This is a genomic window from uncultured Sphingomonas sp. (genome assembly GCF_964021865.1).
Lineage (GTDB): Bacteria > Pseudomonadota > Alphaproteobacteria > Sphingomonadales > Sphingomonadaceae > Sphingomonas.
Genome location: NZ_CAXIAM010000008.1, coordinates 24,145 through 40,911 on the forward strand (window position 1 = coordinate 24,145; position 16,767 = coordinate 40,911).

Consider the following 16,767-nt stretch of genomic DNA (forward strand, 5'->3'; position numbering starts at 1 on the left):
CATGCGCAGGCTCGGCTGCTTCGCTCTTGTCGCCGGCCTGCTGCTGATCGCGGCCGGCTTCTGGGTCGGATACGGCTGGAAGGGCGCGGGGCCGTTGCCGCGCGCCGCCAATGTCGAGATCGCTGAAGGATCGAGCCTGGCCGCCGCGGCGCGGACGCTGGAGAAGGCCGGGGTGATCGGCTCGGCCCGCCGCTTCCGCGTGCAGGCGCGGATCTTCGGATCGGGCACGTCGATCAAGGCGGGTGAATATGCCTTCCCCGCGCACGCCAGCGCGGCGCAGGTGCTCGCGATCCTGCAGGGCGGCAAGGCGGTGCAGCGGCTGGTGGTGGTGCCCGAGGGACTGCCGTCGGTGATGGTGCGCGACGCGTTGATGAAGGCCGAAACGCTGACCGGCGACGTCAAGGTACCCGCCGAAGGCTCGGTGCTGCCGGACGGTTATGCGTTCGAGCGCGGCGAGCCGCGCAGCGCGGTGCTCGCGCGGATGCAGGCGGCGATGAAGACGTACCTCGCCGCGGCGTGGAAGACGCGCAAGCCGGCGGCGGTGGTCACGACACCCGCGCAGGCGATCATCCTGGCCTCGATCGTCGAGAAGGAGACCGCCAAGCCCGCGGAGCGGCGGACGGTTGCGGCGGTTTATGGCAATCGCCTGCGGCTCGGCATGCCGTTGCAGGCCGATCCGACCGTCATCTACCCGATCACCAAGGGGCGGCCGCTGGGGCGGCGTATCCGCCAGTCGGAACTGCGCGCCAAGAACGGCTATAACACCTATGCGTCGGCGGGGCTGCCGGTCGGGCCGATCGCCAATCCGGGACGGCTGTCGATCGACGCGGTGCTGGACCCGGCGCAGACGAAGGCGCTGTATTTCGTCGCGGACGGCAGCGGCGGCCATGTCTTCGCGGACACGCTGGCCGAGCATAACGCCAATGTGAAGAAATGGTACGCGATCCGCCACGCGCGCGGGGAGATGTAGGCGGCCGCTTCCGTCGGAATGACGGAGAGAAGAAGCGGGGCCCCAGGGTCAAGCCCGGGGCGACGGGGTGGGCGTGGCGCCTGCGCCTTGATGGAGAATTGCCGTCCGGCTTCAGGCTGGCGTTTCCGCGTGGCTGGCGTGTAAGGCGTCGGGATGACGGAGCAATCTTCATCGCGCGGCGGGCCATTCGGATGGACGCCCGCGCGGATGCGCGCGTTGCTCCGCTCGCAACGGCTGCGCGCGCGTCGGCTGCGCGCGCGGCTCGCGATCTTCGCCGGAGCGGTGGCGATCGGGCTGGCGGCGACGGTGTTCGCGCTGGCGGCGGATGCGTGCGGCGAGCTTTTTGCGGAAGGGGCGCGGCACTATCGCTGGCTGCCGCTGGTGACGACGCCGCTGTCTTTCGGGGCGTTGGTGTGGCTGACGCGGCGTTACGTGCCGCTGGCGCGGGGCTCGGGCATCCCGCAGGTGATGGCGGCGCAGGCCGATCCCGAAGCGGCGACGCGGTCGTTGGTGTCGTTGCCGACGGTGATCGGCAAGGCGGCGCTGACGCTGGCAGCGGTCCTGTCCGGCGCGTCGGTGGGGCGCGAAGGGCCGACCGTGCAGATCGCCGCCGCGGTGATGGGCTTGACGCACCGCATCCTGCGGGTGCCGCTGCGCGCCGGGGTGTTGATCGCCGGCGGTGCGGCCGGGGTCGCGGCGGCGTTCAACACGCCGCTGGCCGGGCTGCTGTTCGCGATCGAGGAACTCGCCTCCGCCTATGAGCAGAAGGTGACGCTGCTGGTGGTCGGCGCGATCGTGATCGCGGGCATGGTCGCGCAGTCGGTACAGGGCGACTATCTCTATTTCGGGCTGGTCGGCGCGCACATGCCGATCGGATCGGCGCTGGTCGTCGCGGGTGTGGCCGGGCTGGTCGGTGGCCTGTCTGGCGGCGCGTTCGCGCGCGTCATGCTGATGCTCGCCAATGGTGCGCATCCGCTGGCGGCATGGAGCAAGCGCCGTCCGGTGTGGTTCGCGGTCGGGTGCGGCATGGTGGTCGCGGTGCTGGGCTGCGGGACGGGGCTGACGTGGGGCACGGGATATAGCGCGGCGCGCGCGATGATCGGCGGGGTGGATGCGCCGTTGTGGTTCGGGCCAGCCAAGCTGCTGGCGACGCTTGCCACCGCTATCGCCGGGTTGCCGGGCGGCATCTTCGCGCCGTCGCTGGCGGTGGGGGCGGGGATCGGCAATCTGCTGCGTCCGATCTTCTCCGACTCGCCGGCCTCCGCGGTCGTGATCCTTGGCATGGTCGGCTATTTCGCCGGGGTGGTCCGTGCGCCCTTGACGGCGGTCATCATCCTGGCCGAGACTACGGGCAGCCGCGGGTTGATGCTGCCGATGTTCGCCACCGCCTTCGTTGCCGACGGCGCCAGCCAATTCATCTGCCGTGAGAAATTGTACCACGGCCTTGCGCGCACCTTCGCGCTGCCGCTGCACAAATAGCTTGGTGACCCTGATTTTATATCGTATACGAACACGATTGGTCAGGAGGATGATGTGGTTTCAGGTTCGAGCATGTGGACGGGCGTCTATCCCGCCGCGACGACGCAGTTCGCGGCTGATGGCTCGGTCGATATCGATGCGACGCAGCGTGGTCTGGTAGCGCTGGTCGAGGACGGCGTGGACGGGCTGATCCTGCTGGGCACCTGCGGCGAGAACAACTCGCTGGACGTCGAGGAAAAGCATGCGGTGCTGCGCGCGGGCGTCGAGGCGGTCGGCGGGCGTGTGCCGCTGGTGTGCGGCGTGTCCGAGTTCACGACGCACCGCGCGGCGACCTTCGCGAAGGAAGTCGAGGAGATCGGCATCGACGCGCTGATGCTGCTGCCCGCGATGGTCTATGTCCCGACGCCGAACGAGCTGGCGACGCATTTCCGCACCGTCGCCGAGGCGACCGGGCTGCCGATCATGCTCTACAACAACCCGCCCGCGTACCGGGTGTCAGTCGACTTCGACACGCTGGCGCTGCTGGAGCCGGTCAGGAACATCGTCGCGGTCAAGGAAAGCGCGCCCGATCCGCGCCGCTTCACCGATGTCATCAATCGCTTCGGCGACCGTTATATCGTGATGGCGGGGCTGGACGACGTCGCGCTGGAGGGCATGTTGCTGGGCGCGAGCGGCTGGGTTTCGGGGCTGACCAGCGCCTTCCCGCAGGAATCGGTCGCGCTGATCGCGGCGGTGTATCGTGGCGACTGGGAAGAGGCGCGGCGCATCTACCGCTGGTTCATGCCGCTGCTCCACTTGGATGCCGAGCATGATCTGGTGCAGTCGATCAAGCTGGCTGAAGAGATCATGGGCCGCGGGTCCGAGCGCGTGCGTCTGCCGCGTCTGCCGCTGGAAGGCGCACGCCGCGCCGAAGTGATCGCGATGGTCGAGAAATGTGCGGCGACGCGTCCTACGCTGAAGGAAGCGGCCCTTTCCACTGCAGCGGCCTGATGCGCCACACCTTCTTCTGCATCGACGGTCACACGGCGGGCAATCCCGTCCGTCTGGTGGCCGGGGGCGCCCCGCTGCTGCGGGGTGCCAGCATGGCGGAGCGGCGGCAGGATTTCCTGGCGCGCTTCGATTGGATCCGTACCGGGCTGTGCTTCGAGCCGCGCGGGCACGACATGATGTCGGGCGGGTTCCTGTACCCGCCGTGCGGCGATGCGGATGCGGCGATCCTGTTCATCGAGACGTCCGGGTGCCTGCCGATGTGCGGGCACGGGACGATCGGGATGATCACCTTCGGGCTGGAGAACGGTCTGATTACCCCGCGCGAGCCGGGACGGCTGCGCGTCGAGGTGCCGGCGGGGGTGATCGACATCGACTATGTCGCGGAGGGCCACCGCGTCCGATCGGTGAAGATCCGCAACGTGCCCGCTTACCTCGCGACGCAGGGGTTGAAGATCGACGTGCCCGGGTTCGGGCCGTTGTCGATCGACGTCGCATACGGCGGCAATTACTACGCGATCATCGAGCCGCAGGGCGCGTACACCGGGTTGGACGATCTGGGTGCGGCGCGGATCGTCGAGCTGAGCCGCACGATCCGCGAGCTGGTGCGCGCGGTCTATGAGCCGGTCCATCCGCTCGAGCCGACGATCCGCGGGGTCAGCCATGTGCTGTGGGCCGACACGCCGCAGGGCGAGGGCGCGGACGGGCGCAATGCGGTCTTCTATGGCGAGCGTGCGATCGATCGCAGCCCGTGCGGCACCGGCACCTCGGCGCGGCTGGCGCACCTGGCGGCGACCGGGCGGCTGACGGTGGGCGACCGCTTCGTGCATGAGAGCTACATTGGCAGCCGCTTCATCGGGCGCGTCGAGGCGGAGACGATGATCGGCGAGCAGCCGGCGATCGTGCCGTCGATCGAGGGTTCGGCGATCGCGACCGGGTTCAACACGATCTGGATCGACCGCGAGGATTCGTTCTGGGGCGGGTTCACGGTGGTGTGAAGGACTTTTCCGTCATTCCCGCGGAGGCGGGCATCCAGAGCCTCGGGCGTCTCGCTTCTTTCGAGACGTTGCGTGTCTGGATCCCCGCCGTCGCGGGGATGACGGTTGAGGGCTTGGCGAACAGCAAATAACAAGCAGGGAGAGGCATTTGGCACGGGGATTGTTGGGGCCGCTGAAGCCGCTCGACGCACGCGAAGCCGATCCGGACCGCAAGCTGCGCAAGACGCTGAGCTGGCCGCATCTGATCGCGCTGGGGATCGGCGCGATCGTCGGGACCGGGATCTACACGCTGACCGGGGTCGGCGCGGAGCGGGCGGGGCCGGCGGTGATCCTGTCGTTCGCGATCGCCGGCGCGGTGTGTGCCTGTGCCGCACTCGCCTATGCGGAGATGGCGACGCTGATCCCGACCGCGGGCAGCGCCTATACCTATACCTATTCGGTGATCGGCGAGAGTGTCGCCTGGATCGTCGGGTGGAGTTTGATCCTCGAATATTCTTTGGCCTGCTCGACGGTGGCGGTCGGCTGGTCGGCGTATCTGGTCGGCTGGTTGCAGAGCGCGGGCGTGCATCTGCCTGCGATGCTGCTGTCGGGGCCGCACGGGGGCGGAATCGTGAACCTTCCGGCGGTGCTGGTCGCGCTCGGGATCGCCGGAATGCTGGTCGCGGGCACAAAGGAGAGTGCGACGTTCAACATCGTGCTGGTCGCGATCAAGATGGTCGCGCTGGCGGTGTTCGTGTTCGTCGCGCTGCCGGCGTTCAATGGCGGCAATTTCGAGCCGTTCATGCCGTACGGTTTCGGCAGCCATGTCGAAAACGGCGCGACGCGCGGCGTGATGGCGGCGGCGGCGATCGTGTTTTTCGCCTTCTACGGCTTCGACGCGGTCGCGACCTCGGCGGAGGAGGCGCGCAATCCGGGGCGTGACCTGACGATCGGGATCGTCGGGTCGATGGCGGCGTGCACCGCGATCTATATGGGCGTCGCGGTCGCGGCGATCGGGGCGGTGAGCTATGTCGACCTCGGCAAGTCGGCCGAGCCGCTCGCTTATGTGCTGCGCACGCTCCAGCATCCGTTCGCCGCCTGGGCGATCGGGCTGGCCGCGTTGATCGCGCTGCCGTCGGTGATCCTCGTCATGATGTACGGGCAGAGCCGGATCTTCTTCGTGATGTCGCGTGACGGGTTGCTGCCGCGATCGTTGAGCCGCGTGTCGGCGCGCACCGGGTCGCCGGCGCTGGTGACGATGGTGACCGGGGTATTTGTCGCGGCGGTGGCAGGCTTCTTCCGGCTCGACGAGATCGCCGAACTGGCGAATGCGGGCACGTTGCTGGCGTTCATCGCGGTGGCGGCGTGCATGATGGTGCTGCGCAAGCGCGCGCCCGAGCTGAAGCGCGTGTTCCGCTGCCCGGCGCCGATGCTGGTCGGGACGCTGGCGATCCTCGGTTGCATCTATCTGCTGGTCAGCCTGCCGACGCACACGCTGGTGCGGTTCGCGATGTGGAACGTGCTCGGCGTGGTCTTCTATCTCGCCTATGGCCGCGCGCGCAGCCTGGTGCGGGCGCAGGCATGATCCGCTCGGCGATCGTCGTCGGCAATGGCGTGGTCGCGCTCAACGTCGCGCTGGCGTTGCAACGGCGCGGCACGCAGGTGACGATTGTCGCCCCCGATGCGCCGTGGCGTGGCGCGTCATGGGGCAATGCCGGGCATATCGCGGTCGAGCAGGTCGAGCCGCTGGCGTCGCTGGCGACGGTGAAGAGCGTGCCGAGGCGGCTGTTCTGGCGCGGCGGCGCGCTGGCGCTGCCGCCGCGCGCGAGCGGTGCGTGGTTGCCGTTCACGCTGCGGCTGCTGCGCGCGAGCGCGCCAGCACGGTTCGCGCGCGGGAAGGCGGCGCTGTCGGCGATGCTGGCGGACGCGATCCCGGCGTGGCGGCGTGTGCTGGCTGATGCGGGCGCGGCGCACCTGTTGCGCGTCGACGGGCATTACGTGGTGTGGGAGACGCCGGAGAGCGCGGCCCGCGGGCGTGCCGCGTGGCTGGCGGCGGATACCGGCATCGCGACGGTGCGCGCGGCGACGCCCGACGAACTGGCGCGACTGGCGGCGCTGAGCAGCGCGCCGATCGCAGGAGCGGTGCGCTTCGAGGGCAGCGGGCAGATCACCGATACCGCGGCGCTGGGCGACCTTCTGGCGACCCGCTTCGTCGCGGCGGGGGGCGCGATGGTGCACGGCCGCGCCCGCTCGATCGTCGAACGGGATGGGCGGGCGCATGTCGCGCTGGACGAGGGGGCGCCGCTCGATGCGGACGTGGCCGTGGTGGCGGCGGGTGCCGCCTCTGCGCCGCTGGTCGCGCCGTCGGGGCTGCGCGCGCCGCTTGTCGCCGAGCGCGGCTATCATATCGAGGGCGATCCCGGCGACTGGCCCGCCGACCAGCCCCCGGTGGTGTTCGAGGATCGCTCCATGATCGTGACCCGGTTTGCCGGGCGGCTGCGTGCGGCGAGCATCGTTGAGTTCGCACGCGTCGACACGCCGGCCGATCCGCGCAAATGGGCGCGGTTGCGCGCGCATGTCGCCGCGCTGGGGCTGCCGCTGCGCGAACCGATCGCGCCGTGGATGGGCGCACGGCCGACGTTGCCCGACTATCTGCCCGCGATCGGGCGACGCGGCGCGGTGGCCTATGCGTTCGGGCATCAGCATCTGGGATTGACGCTGTCGGCGACGAGCGGCGAAGCGCTTGCGGCTTTGCTGCACGACGAGACGCCGGCCTATGATCTGAAACCGTTCGATCTATCGCGGTTTCGATAAATGCGTCGGTCGGGCGCGTCGGCGCGTGGGCTTTGAGCATGCGGCAAGCCATGCGACGGGAGTGACGGTCGGATCGGCGAGCCCGAAGACGTTACTTGTACTATTAATAAGAGAACGCTTTTAGCGGGGCATTGCGTCGGCCGTCGCTCGCGGTTTAAGTGGTTTACCGGTATATCTCTGCCGGTTGGGGCAGTTTATGACCGGTATCATCGTCCGCAATCTTTCCGAACAGCTGGTGGATCTGGTGCGCGACCGTATCCTTGCGGGCCAGGTCGATGTGGATCGGGCGATCCGGCAGGACGCGCTTGCCGCGGAACTGGGCGTCAGCAAGATCCCGCTGCGCGAGGCGCTGACCCGGCTGGAGCAGGAAGGTCTGGTCCGGTCGCGCGCCAACCGCGGCTATTTCGTACGCGAACTGACGATCGCCGAGGCCGAGGAAGTCTATGCACTGCGGCTGAAGCTGGAGCCGGAGGTGGCGGCGCAGGCGTCGGCGCGCGCGACCGACCAGGAACGGAATGCAGCGAAGCAGACACTGGCGCAGCTCGACGAGGCGACCAACGCGCATGGCGACGGGGTAGGAGCGTTCAATCGCGCGTTTCACCTCGCGCTGCTGCGCCCGTCGCAACAGCCGATCACGACGACAATGCTGGAGCGGCTGCACGTGCTGGGCGAGCGCTATGTCCGCAAACACCTCGAGCCGCTGGGACGTGACCAGCGCGCCAACGACGAACATGCGCAATTGCTGGAAAGCTGGCTGGCGCGCGATGTGGAGGGCGTGCGGGCGCGGATGTTCGCACATATCGAGCAGACGGTCCTCGACCTGCGACGCGAATTCCGGGGCGTTGGCAACGTCGACAGCTGATGCCCGTTATTTAGGCATATTCGTTGGTAGGCGGCAGTTCTGCCCGTACCGCGGGCATGTTTGTGTCTTCGAAAGGGCGCACTGAGCAATTTTTCTTTGCTACTATCGTATAACATATTTGTTATGATCCAGCACTGATGTATGAACCTCCTTGCAAACAAGCAGATAGATGGGGGTAGACATGGTTGGAGCGAAAAGGTGGCTGGCATCGGCCGCGATCGGTGCGCTGGTGCTCGGCGGCGCGCTGCCGGCAGCGGCGCAGGTGACGACGGGCGATCAAGCGGCTGCCGGTGCGTCTTCGGAGGCCGAAGGTGAGGGTGTCGTCGTGACCGGCACGCGCCTCGCGCAGCCGGGCGTCATGAGCAACAGCCCGATCACGACGGTCGACGCCGGCGAAATCCGCCTGCAGGGCGCGACCAATATCGAGAGCGTGCTCAACCGCCTGCCGCAGATCACGCCGGACGCGAACGAGAACGTTTCGAACGGCTCGGACGGCACCGCGAAGGTCAACCTGCGCAACCTCGGCAACAACCGGAACCTGACGCTGGTCAACGGGCAGCGCCTGTTGCCGATCCAGGCGACCGATCTCAACTTCATCCCGTCGTTCATGGTCAAGCGGATCGACGTCGTGACCGGCGGCGCGTCCGCGGTGTACGGTTCGGACGCGGTATCGGGCGTCATCAACTTCGTGCTGCGCGACGACCTGAACGGCGTGCTGGGCGATGTGCAATATGGCTTCTCCGCGCACCACAACGACAATGCCGCGAATCGTGCGCGCGTGGCGGCGGCCGGCTTCAGCACCGCGCCGACGTCACCCGTGGACGGGCAGCGCTTCACGGCCAACTTGGCGATGGGGGCAAATTTCGATGAGGGGCGCGGTAACGTCACTGCTTATTTCGGCTATCGCGACGTCAAGCCGATCCTGCAGTACAATCGCGACGTGTCGGCCTGCGCGCTCGATCCGGTGTTCACCGGCGACGTCGCGACATCGCTGACCTGCGGCGGCTCTTCGAACAACCAATATGGCCGCTTCGTGCCGCTGCGCGACGGGATCGCGGCTGGTGGGTACAACAACACGACCGACGGCAACAAGACGTGGGTGCAGTACGACCCCAGCTTCCGGTACAATTATGCGCCACTGAACTATTTTCAGCGCAATGACACCCGCTTTACCGCCGGCGCGTTCGCGAAATACGAGGTGACGCCGGCCGTCGAAATCTACGGCAGCTTCATGTTCATGGACGACCGAACCAATTCGCAGGTTGCTCCGTCCGCATTGTTCCAAGGCTATAATTACTCGATCAACTGCAACAACCCGCTGATGAGCGCGCAGCAGGCGGAATTGCTGTGCGGTGCGGCGGCGGCCGGCACCAGCGCGACGCAGGACGTCTATATCGGATATCGTCCCGTCGCGGCGCCGGCGCAGCCGCGTCGTGACGACCTGCGGCACACCGATTACCGCGTGACCGGCGGGGTGCGCGGCGAGATCGCCAAGGGCATCCGCTACGACGCCAACGCCTTGTATTCGACGGTCATCTACAACGAGACCTACATGAACGATATCGATCCGGCGCGGGCCAACCGCGCGCTGAAGGTCGATCTGGTAAATGGTGTGCCGACCTGCCGCTCGGTGATCGACGGTTCCGACCCGAGCTGCGTCCCGCTCAATGTCTTCCAGTTCGGCGGACCTACGGCAGCGGCGCTGAATTACATCTACGCGCCGACCAGCACCGAGGGGCTGGACAAAGAGACGGTGCTGTCGGGCACGGTCACCTTCGACGGTGGCGAATATGGCGTGAAGCTACCGTGGGCCGATACGGGCATCGGTTTGGTCGTGGGCGTCGAGCATCGCCGCGAGAGCCTGGAGTTCAAGGCCGATGCGTTGGCGCTGGCGAAGGGCACCAAGGAGAACGCCGGCAGCTTCAACGTCACCGAAGGCTTCACCGAGGTGCGCGTGCCGTTGATCGAGAACCGGCCGTTTTTCGAGGAACTGTCGCTGACCGGCGGCTATCGCTTCTCCAAGTACAGCAACAACGACAAGGGCATTTCGACCTATAAGGGCGAGATCGCCTGGGCGCCGTCGCGCGACCTGCGGCTGCGTGGCGGTTACAACCGTGCGATCCGCGCACCCAACATTACCGAGCTGTTCCAGCCGCAATTTCCAGGCAACGTCACGACGCAGGACCCGTGCGCCGGGACCAGCCCGAAGGCGACGCTGGCGCAGTGCGCGCTGACCGGCGTGACCGCGGCGCAATATGGCAAGATCATCGAATGCCCAAGCGAGCAGTGCACCGGCTTCTTCGGCGGCAATCTGGCGCTGAAGCCCGAAGAGGCGGACACGTATACCGCCGGTGTGGTGCTGACCCCGCGCTTCGTTCGCGGGCTGACGCTGTCGGTCGATTACTACAACATCAAGGTGAAGGACTATATTAACTCGATCCCGATGCAGCTGACGATCGATCAGTGCATCCAGACCGGCAATCCGTTCTTCTGCTCGCTGTTCAACCGCAACCCGCGCAACGGCGTGCTGTTCGGGGGCGATGCAAACACCGGCGGCTATGTCGCGTCGAACACGCAAAATACCGGCTCGCTGTCGACCAGCGGCATCGATATCCGTGCCAGCTACGCGCTCAGCACCGCGATCGGCGGGTTCGACGTCAGCATGGACGGGACGTGGCTGCATGACCTGAAGACGTTGCCCCTGCCCGGCCAGGAAGAATATGACTGCGCCGGCTATTTCGGAGCGACGTGTCGCCAGCCCAGCCCGAAGTGGCGGCACCAGGCGCGTTTCACCTGGTCGTCGACGGACGCCAAGGGATCGGTGTCGCTCAACTGGCGCTATGTCGGCGCGACCAAGCTGTTCGTCAGCGGCTACGACGTCAACTCGCGCCTGCCGGTCGCCAATTATTTCGACCTCGCGGCGAGCGCGGCGGTGATGAAGGAGCTTACGTTCCGGATCGGTGTGAACAACCTGCTGGATCGTGACCCACCTGCGATCGCCCAGGGCATTCTGGCCGACTTCGGTAATGGCAATACCTATCCCGGCGTGTACGACGTCGCCGGGCGCTCGTTCTTCGTCGGCCTGACCGCCGAATTCTGAGGACGGTGAAGGAACAGACGGCCGGCGCGATCCGCGTCGGCCGTCGTAGCGGGAGGATGAGATGACGGGTCGGGTCGCATTTGCCGTGCTGGTGTCAACGCTGGCGATCGCGCAGGCGACGGCCCAGAGCGCGAACCCGGCCGAATGGGAACAGCCGGAGGTGATCCGCGTCGGCGCCGAGCCGATGCACGCGACCTTCGCCGGGTTTGAGAATAGCGCCGCGGCGTTGCGCGACGATGCGGCACGCTCGCGCTATCACCTGTCGCTGGACGGGCAATGGTCGTTCCGGCATTCGCCGACGCCGGAGGAGCGGCCGGTCGGGTTCGAGAAGCCCGGTTACGACGTGAGCCAATGGGGCAAGGTGGCGGTGCCCGGCATCCTGCAGGCCGAGGGGCAGGGCACGCCGGTGTTCGTCGGCGCGGGCTATCCGTTCCCGCGCAACCAGCCGTGGATCGACCACAAGATGAACGAGGTCGGATCGTATCGCCGCGAGGTGGTGGTGCCGGCGCATTTCGCGGGGCGGCGGTTGCTGCTGACCGTGGGTGCGGCGGGCTCGGCGTATTATCTGTTCGTGAACGGCGAGCGCATCGGCTATTCCGAGGACTCGAAGCTGCCCGCCGAGTTCGACGTAACGAAGGCGATGCGACCGGGACGCAATATTGTGGCGATCGAGCTGTATCGCTACGCCGACGGCAGCTATCTGGAAGATCAGGATTTCTGGCGGGTCAACGGGATCGAGCGCAGCGTGACGCTCTATGCCGCGCCGGCGACGCACCTGCGCGACGTGGAGGTGCGCGCGGGGCTGGACAACGACTATCGCGACGGGACGCTGGCGTTGACCGTCGCGGTGGGCGGCGGGGCGGCGCCGGTGCGGGTGCGCGCGACCGTCATGGATCGCGGGCGCGTGCTGCTCAAGCGCGAGGGCACGCCGGATGCGACCCGCAATGTGCGGCTGGACGGCAATATTCCGGCGGTGCGCGCGTGGAGCGCGGAGACGCCCGAACTCTATACGCTGCTGGTCGAGTTGCTCGACGCCAGGGGCAAGGTGGTCGAGGCGACCGCGCGGAAGATCGGCTTCCGCACCGTCGCGATCGCCGGCGGGGAGGTGCGCGTTAACGGGCGGCGGATCATGATCCGCGGCGTCAACCGCCACGAGCATGATCCGCACACCTTCCGCATCGTCTCCGACGCGACGCTCCGCCGCGATCTGGAGCTGATGAAGGCCGCGAACATCAACGCGCTGCGGCTGTCGCACTATCCCAACGATCCGCGCATCTACGATCTGGCCGACGAGATCGGGCTGTATGTGATGGACGAGGCCAATATCGAGAGCCACGGCTATCTGGCGGAGGCGCAGCAGAACGGCGACCCCGAACATACGCTGCTCGGCTACAAGCCCGAATGGAAGGCGGCGCACCTCGACCGCGTCGAGCGGATGGTCGAGCGCGACAAGAACCATCCGTCGATCATCTTCTGGTCCCTGGGAAATGAGACCGGCGTCGGCAGCAACTTCGAGGCGGCGGCGAAATGGGTGAGGGCGCGCGACAATACGCGGCTGATCAATTTCCTCGGCTATAGCATGAGCGGGTGGCGGCACCCGACCAATGCCTATGTCGATATCTTCGCGCCGATGTACGACGATGTCGAGAAGCTGGTCGATTATGCCGAGCGGCCCGAGTTCACCCAGCCGCTGATCCTGTGCGAATATGCGCATGCGATGGGCAACAGCCTGGGCAATTTCCAGGATTATTGGGACGTCATCCACGCTCATAAGAAGCTGCAGGGTGGGTTCGTGTGGGACTGGGTGGATCAGACGATCATCCAGAAGGACGCGAAGGGGCGCGAATACTGGGCGCAGGGGCGCGACTTCGTACCGGATGGCGACGACAGCCCCGTCGGCGACGGGGTGATCCAGTCCGACCGGACCCCCGACCCGGAATATTACGAGCTGGCCAAGGTCTATGCACCGATCCAGTTCGCGCGCGAGGGCGCGGGTTATGCGGTGGTGAACCGTCACGATCATATCGACCTGTCGCGCTTTACGCTCGACTATGCGGTGCTGGAGGACGGGCGCGAGGTGGCGCGCGGTTCGATGCCGATGCCGCAGGTCGCGCCGGGCGCGCGCGCGCCATTGTCGCTGGATGTGCCGGCGGCGCGCGATGCGCAGGCCGAGCGGATGCTGGTGCTGCGCGCGCGCGCGACCAAAGGCGCGATCCCGCTGGTCGCGGCGGGGCATGTCGTCGGCTATGAGCAATTCGCGCTGACCCCGCCGCGCGCGCTGGCCGCGCCGGTCGGGAGTGTCGCGCCGGTCGATGGCGGTGACGCGTGGCGGCTGGCCGCGGGCGATGCGGTGCTGGAGATCGACAAGGCGACCGGGCTGGTGAAGCGCTATGCGCGCGGTGGTGCGACCTTGCTGACCGGCGGGGCGCCAGATTTCTGGCGCGCGCCGACCGACAATGACGTCGGGACGGGCGTGATCAAGACGCACAAGATGTGGGAGCAGTTCAGCAACAGCCGCCGGCTCGATGCGCTGGCGGTCGATGGCGATGCGATCGTCGTGACCCATGACATGGGCGTGGGATCGGTGAAGGTCACGACGCGCTGGACGATGGATAGCACGGGGCAGGCGCGCGCGGCGGTGCGCTTCGTGCCGATCCGCGACGATCTGCCCGATCCGCCGCGGGTCGGGGTGCAGTTCCACATGACGCCGACGCTCGACCGCCTGCACTGGTATGGGCGCGGGCCGTGGGAGAATTATGCCGATCGCAAGACCGCGGCGCTGGTCGGTGAATGGCGCGCGACGCTGGCCGAACAATATTACAATTATGCGCGGCCGCAGGAATCGGGCACCAAGCAGGACGTGCGCTGGTTCGACGTGACCGGGGCGAACGGCGCAGGGGTGCGGGTGAGCGGCGACCGGCCGCTGGCGATCAACGCGCTGCCATTCCCTTATGCCGATCTGATGGAGAAGCCGCCGGCCAAGGCGCATAGCAGCGACATTCGTCCGCATGGCGATGGCACGTTGCTGATCGACGCGGCGCAGAGCGGCGTGGGCGGCGATACCGGGTGGAGCCTGGATGGGCGGCCGCATGTGAAATATCGCGTGCCGCTCGCACCGTTCGAATGGACCTACACGCTGGGAGCGGCGCAGTGAGGCGCGTGCTGCTGGCGGTCGCTCTGCTCGCCACCCCGGCGCTGGCGCAGACCGATCCGCGCGTGGCGCGTTCGATCGCGTTGCGCGATCAATGGCAATGGCTGACCCGCGATATCGCCTTTCCGGCGGAATGGGACGCGGACGGGCGGCATTTCCATTATCGCAAGACCGTGGAGGGCGGGTTCGCGTTCGTCGACGTCGATGCCGCGACGCGCGCCAAGGCGGCGGCGTTCGATGCGGCGGCGGTGGCGAAGGGGCTCGGCACGGCCCTTGGGCAAACGGTCGACGCGCGGCGGCTGCCGTTCGAGCATTTCGACTTCGAGGGTGAGCGGCGCGCGATCCGGTTCGCGATCGATTATGCGCCATGGCGCTGCACGCTGAGCGATTATGTCTGCGCGCCGGTCGAGGGGGGCGGGCAGCGGCCGCGCGGCTTTGGCGTGGTGCGCGACCTGAAGGTGCCGGCGCTGAACGTGCCGCAGCGTTCGCCCGATGGCGCGCGCGAGGCGCTGGTGATCGACGACAATCTGGTGCTGCGCGCGGCCGGCGGCGGCAAGGAGGCGTGGCGCAGCCAGGACGGCAGCCCCGGCGACTTTTACGATCCCGAGACGATCGCCTGGTCGCCGGACGGCAAATGGGTGGCGCTGTACCGCGTGCGGCCGGGCTATCGGCGGATCGTGACGCGCGTGGTCTCCTCGCCCAAGGGGCAGGTGCAGCCGGCGCTGGCCGAGCAACTCTATCCCAAGCCCGGCGATGCGATCGATCAGGAACGGCCGGTGATCTTCGAGGCGGCGACCGGGCGGCGGATCGACGTGTCGGACGCGCTGTTCCCCACTCCGTGGCAGCTCGGCGCGATCCACTGGCGCAAGGACGCGCGCAGCTTCGCGTTCGATTATATGCGGCGCGGCTTCCAGCACGCCGCGGTGATCGCGGTCGATGCGGCGACCGGCGCGGCGCATGAGGCGGTGCGCGAGGACGCCACGACCTTCATCTTCGACGAGCGGCGCTTTTCGCACGACGTCGGGGACGAGGGGCGCGAGCTGATCTGGGCGTCGGAGCGCGACGGGTGGCGGCACCTCTATTTGATCGATGCCGCGACCGGGCGGGTCAAGCGGCAGATCACGCGCGGTTCGTGGGTGGTGCGCGATATCGCGCGCGTCGATGACGGACAGCGCCGCATCTGGTTTTCGGCCAGCGGCATGACGCCGGGCGAGGATCCGTACCACAAACACTGGTTTCGCGTCGATTTCGACGGGCGTAACCTGACGCGGCTGACCGACGGCGACGAGACGCATGAGGCGAGCTTCGCGCCCGACGGTCGGACCTTCGTCGACGTCCACTCGCGCACCGACGTGCCCGAGGTCGCCGACGTGCGCGATGCGGCGAGCGGCACGGTGCTGGCGACGCTGGAGCGCGGCGACGTGCGTGCGCTGACCGCCGCGGGCTATCGTCCGCCTGCGCCGTTCGTGGCGAAGGGGCGCGACGGCACGACCGACATCTATGGGCTGGTGGTGCGCCCGCGCGATTACGATCCGGCGAAGCGTTATGCGGTGATCGAGAACATCTATGCCGGGCCGCACGACAGCTTCGTGCCCAAGGGGTATTGGCCGTTCGGCGCCTTTTCGGGCGGCGACAAGGCGATGGGGATGCAGCAGATCGCCGATCTCGGCTTCATCGTCGTGATGATCGACGGGATGGGGACGGCGAACCGATCGAAGGCGTTCCACGACGTCGCGTGGAAGAACCTCGCCGACAGCGGCTTTCCCGATCGCATCGCGTGGATGAAGGCGCTGGCGGCGAAGGATGCGTCGGTCGATCTGTCACGCGTCGGCATCTATGGCGGGTCGGCGGGCGGGCAGAGCACGCTCAACGCGTTGCTGTTCCATCCCGAGTTCTACAAGGCCGGGGTGGCGTTCGCGGGCTGTTTCGACAACCGCATGGACAAGATCGACTGGAACGAACAATGGCTCGGCTGGCCGGTCGACGCGAGCTATCTGGCGGCGTCGGGGGTGGTCCATGCCGGCAAGTTGCAGGGCAAGCTGCTGATGGTGGTCGGGGAGCAGGATTCGAACGTCGATCCGGCCTCGACGATGCAGGTGGTCGATGCGCTGGTGCGCGCCGACAAGGATTTCGAGCTGCTGGTGGTGCCGAACGGCGAACATGCCGTCGGGCGCTCGACGGGGCCGGTCGCCTACGGGCAGCGGCGGGAATATGATTTCTTCCTGCGCACGCTGGGTGGGGCGCGGTAGGGGGACGCCGCTCTGGCTAGCGCCGGTAAAATGGCTTTCTTCGTCATTCCCGCGAAGGCGGGGATCCAGACGCGCGGGTTCATCGGTAGAGCCGCGGACGGCAGAGGTTCTGGATCCCCGCCTTCGCGGGGATGACGGGTTTTTGGTATCGTCGCCTCGGACTTGATCCGGGGTCCCG

Annotated in this window: 10 protein-coding genes; all 10 read left to right on the forward strand. The window is 67.4% G+C overall.

The window, feature by feature from the left end:
- Nucleotide 1 precedes the first annotated feature (1 nt).
- The 10 genes from mltG (at nucleotide 2) to AADI75_RS03670 (ending at nucleotide 16,589) form a co-directional block, all read left to right on the forward strand.
- Entirely contained in the window at nucleotides 2–970 is a 969-nt protein-coding gene (gene mltG / locus AADI75_RS03625; RefSeq protein ID WP_341207684.1) for an endolytic transglycosylase MltG, read from the forward strand.
- Nucleotides 971–1,177: 207 nt separating this feature from the next.
- Nucleotides 1,178–2,449 (forward strand): chloride channel protein, encoded by a 1,272-nt coding sequence (locus tag AADI75_RS03630; RefSeq protein ID WP_341207721.1) that lies wholly within the window; start codon nucleotides 1,178–1,180, stop codon nucleotides 2,447–2,449.
- A gap of 72 nt (nucleotides 2,450–2,521) precedes the next feature.
- Nucleotides 2,522–3,439, forward strand: a complete 918-nt coding sequence (locus AADI75_RS03635) for a dihydrodipicolinate synthase family protein (RefSeq protein WP_341207722.1) — start codon at nucleotides 2,522–2,524, stop codon at nucleotides 3,437–3,439.
- Nucleotides 3,439–4,434, forward strand: a complete 996-nt coding sequence (locus AADI75_RS03640) for a 4-hydroxyproline epimerase (RefSeq protein ID WP_341207685.1) — start codon at nucleotides 3,439–3,441, stop codon at nucleotides 4,432–4,434. The genes AADI75_RS03635 and AADI75_RS03640 overlap by 1 nt, the downstream gene beginning before the upstream one ends.
- 148 nt (nucleotides 4,435–4,582) lie before the next feature.
- Nucleotides 4,583–5,998, forward strand: coding sequence for an amino acid permease (locus tag AADI75_RS03645; protein ID WP_341207686.1), 1,416 nt, complete (start codon nucleotides 4,583–4,585; stop codon nucleotides 5,996–5,998).
- Nucleotides 5,995–7,227, forward strand: a complete 1,233-nt coding sequence (locus AADI75_RS03650) for an FAD-dependent oxidoreductase (protein WP_341207687.1) — start codon at nucleotides 5,995–5,997, stop codon at nucleotides 7,225–7,227. Before AADI75_RS03645 ends, AADI75_RS03650 begins: the two co-directional genes overlap by 4 nt.
- A gap of 196 nt (nucleotides 7,228–7,423) precedes the next feature.
- The gene (locus AADI75_RS03655; protein WP_341207688.1) at nucleotides 7,424–8,089 is read left to right on the forward strand and encodes a GntR family transcriptional regulator; all 666 of its coding nucleotides are present in this window, start codon (nucleotides 7,424–7,426) and stop codon (nucleotides 8,087–8,089) included.
- Nucleotides 8,090–8,270: 181 nt separating this feature from the next.
- A complete protein-coding gene (locus AADI75_RS03660; protein WP_341207689.1) occupies nucleotides 8,271–11,189 on the forward strand; it encodes a TonB-dependent receptor in 2,919 nt (972 codons plus the stop codon).
- 61 nt (nucleotides 11,190–11,250) lie between these two features.
- Entirely contained in the window at nucleotides 11,251–14,343 is a 3,093-nt protein-coding gene (locus AADI75_RS03665) for a glycoside hydrolase family 2 TIM barrel-domain containing protein (RefSeq protein WP_341207690.1), read from the forward strand.
- Nucleotides 14,340–16,589, forward strand: a complete 2,250-nt coding sequence (locus tag AADI75_RS03670) for a DPP IV N-terminal domain-containing protein (RefSeq protein WP_341207691.1) — start codon at nucleotides 14,340–14,342, stop codon at nucleotides 16,587–16,589. The genes AADI75_RS03665 and AADI75_RS03670 overlap by 4 nt, the downstream gene beginning before the upstream one ends.
- Nucleotides 16,590–16,767 lie beyond the last annotated feature (178 nt).

Bases quoted from the DNA above. Each gene is read 5' to 3' on its own strand.
- mltG (WP_341207684.1), top strand. From the start codon at position 2: ATGCGCAGGCTCGGCTGCTTCGCTCTTGTCGCCGGCCTGCTGCTGATC.
- AADI75_RS03630 (WP_341207721.1), top strand. From the start codon at position 1,178: ATGCGCGCGTTGCTCCGCTCGCAACGGCTGCGCGCGCGTCGGCTGCGC.
- AADI75_RS03635 (WP_341207722.1), top strand. From the start codon at position 2,522: ATGTGGACGGGCGTCTATCCCGCCGCGACGACGCAGTTCGCGGCTGAT.
- AADI75_RS03640 (WP_341207685.1), top strand. From the start codon at position 3,439: ATGCGCCACACCTTCTTCTGCATCGACGGTCACACGGCGGGCAATCCC.
- AADI75_RS03650 (WP_341207687.1), top strand. From the start codon at position 5,995: ATGATCCGCTCGGCGATCGTCGTCGGCAATGGCGTGGTCGCGCTCAAC.
- AADI75_RS03655 (WP_341207688.1), top strand. From the start codon at position 7,424: ATGACCGGTATCATCGTCCGCAATCTTTCCGAACAGCTGGTGGATCTG.
- AADI75_RS03660 (WP_341207689.1), top strand. From the start codon at position 8,271: ATGGTTGGAGCGAAAAGGTGGCTGGCATCGGCCGCGATCGGTGCGCTG.
- AADI75_RS03665 (WP_341207690.1), top strand. From the start codon at position 11,251: ATGACGGGTCGGGTCGCATTTGCCGTGCTGGTGTCAACGCTGGCGATC.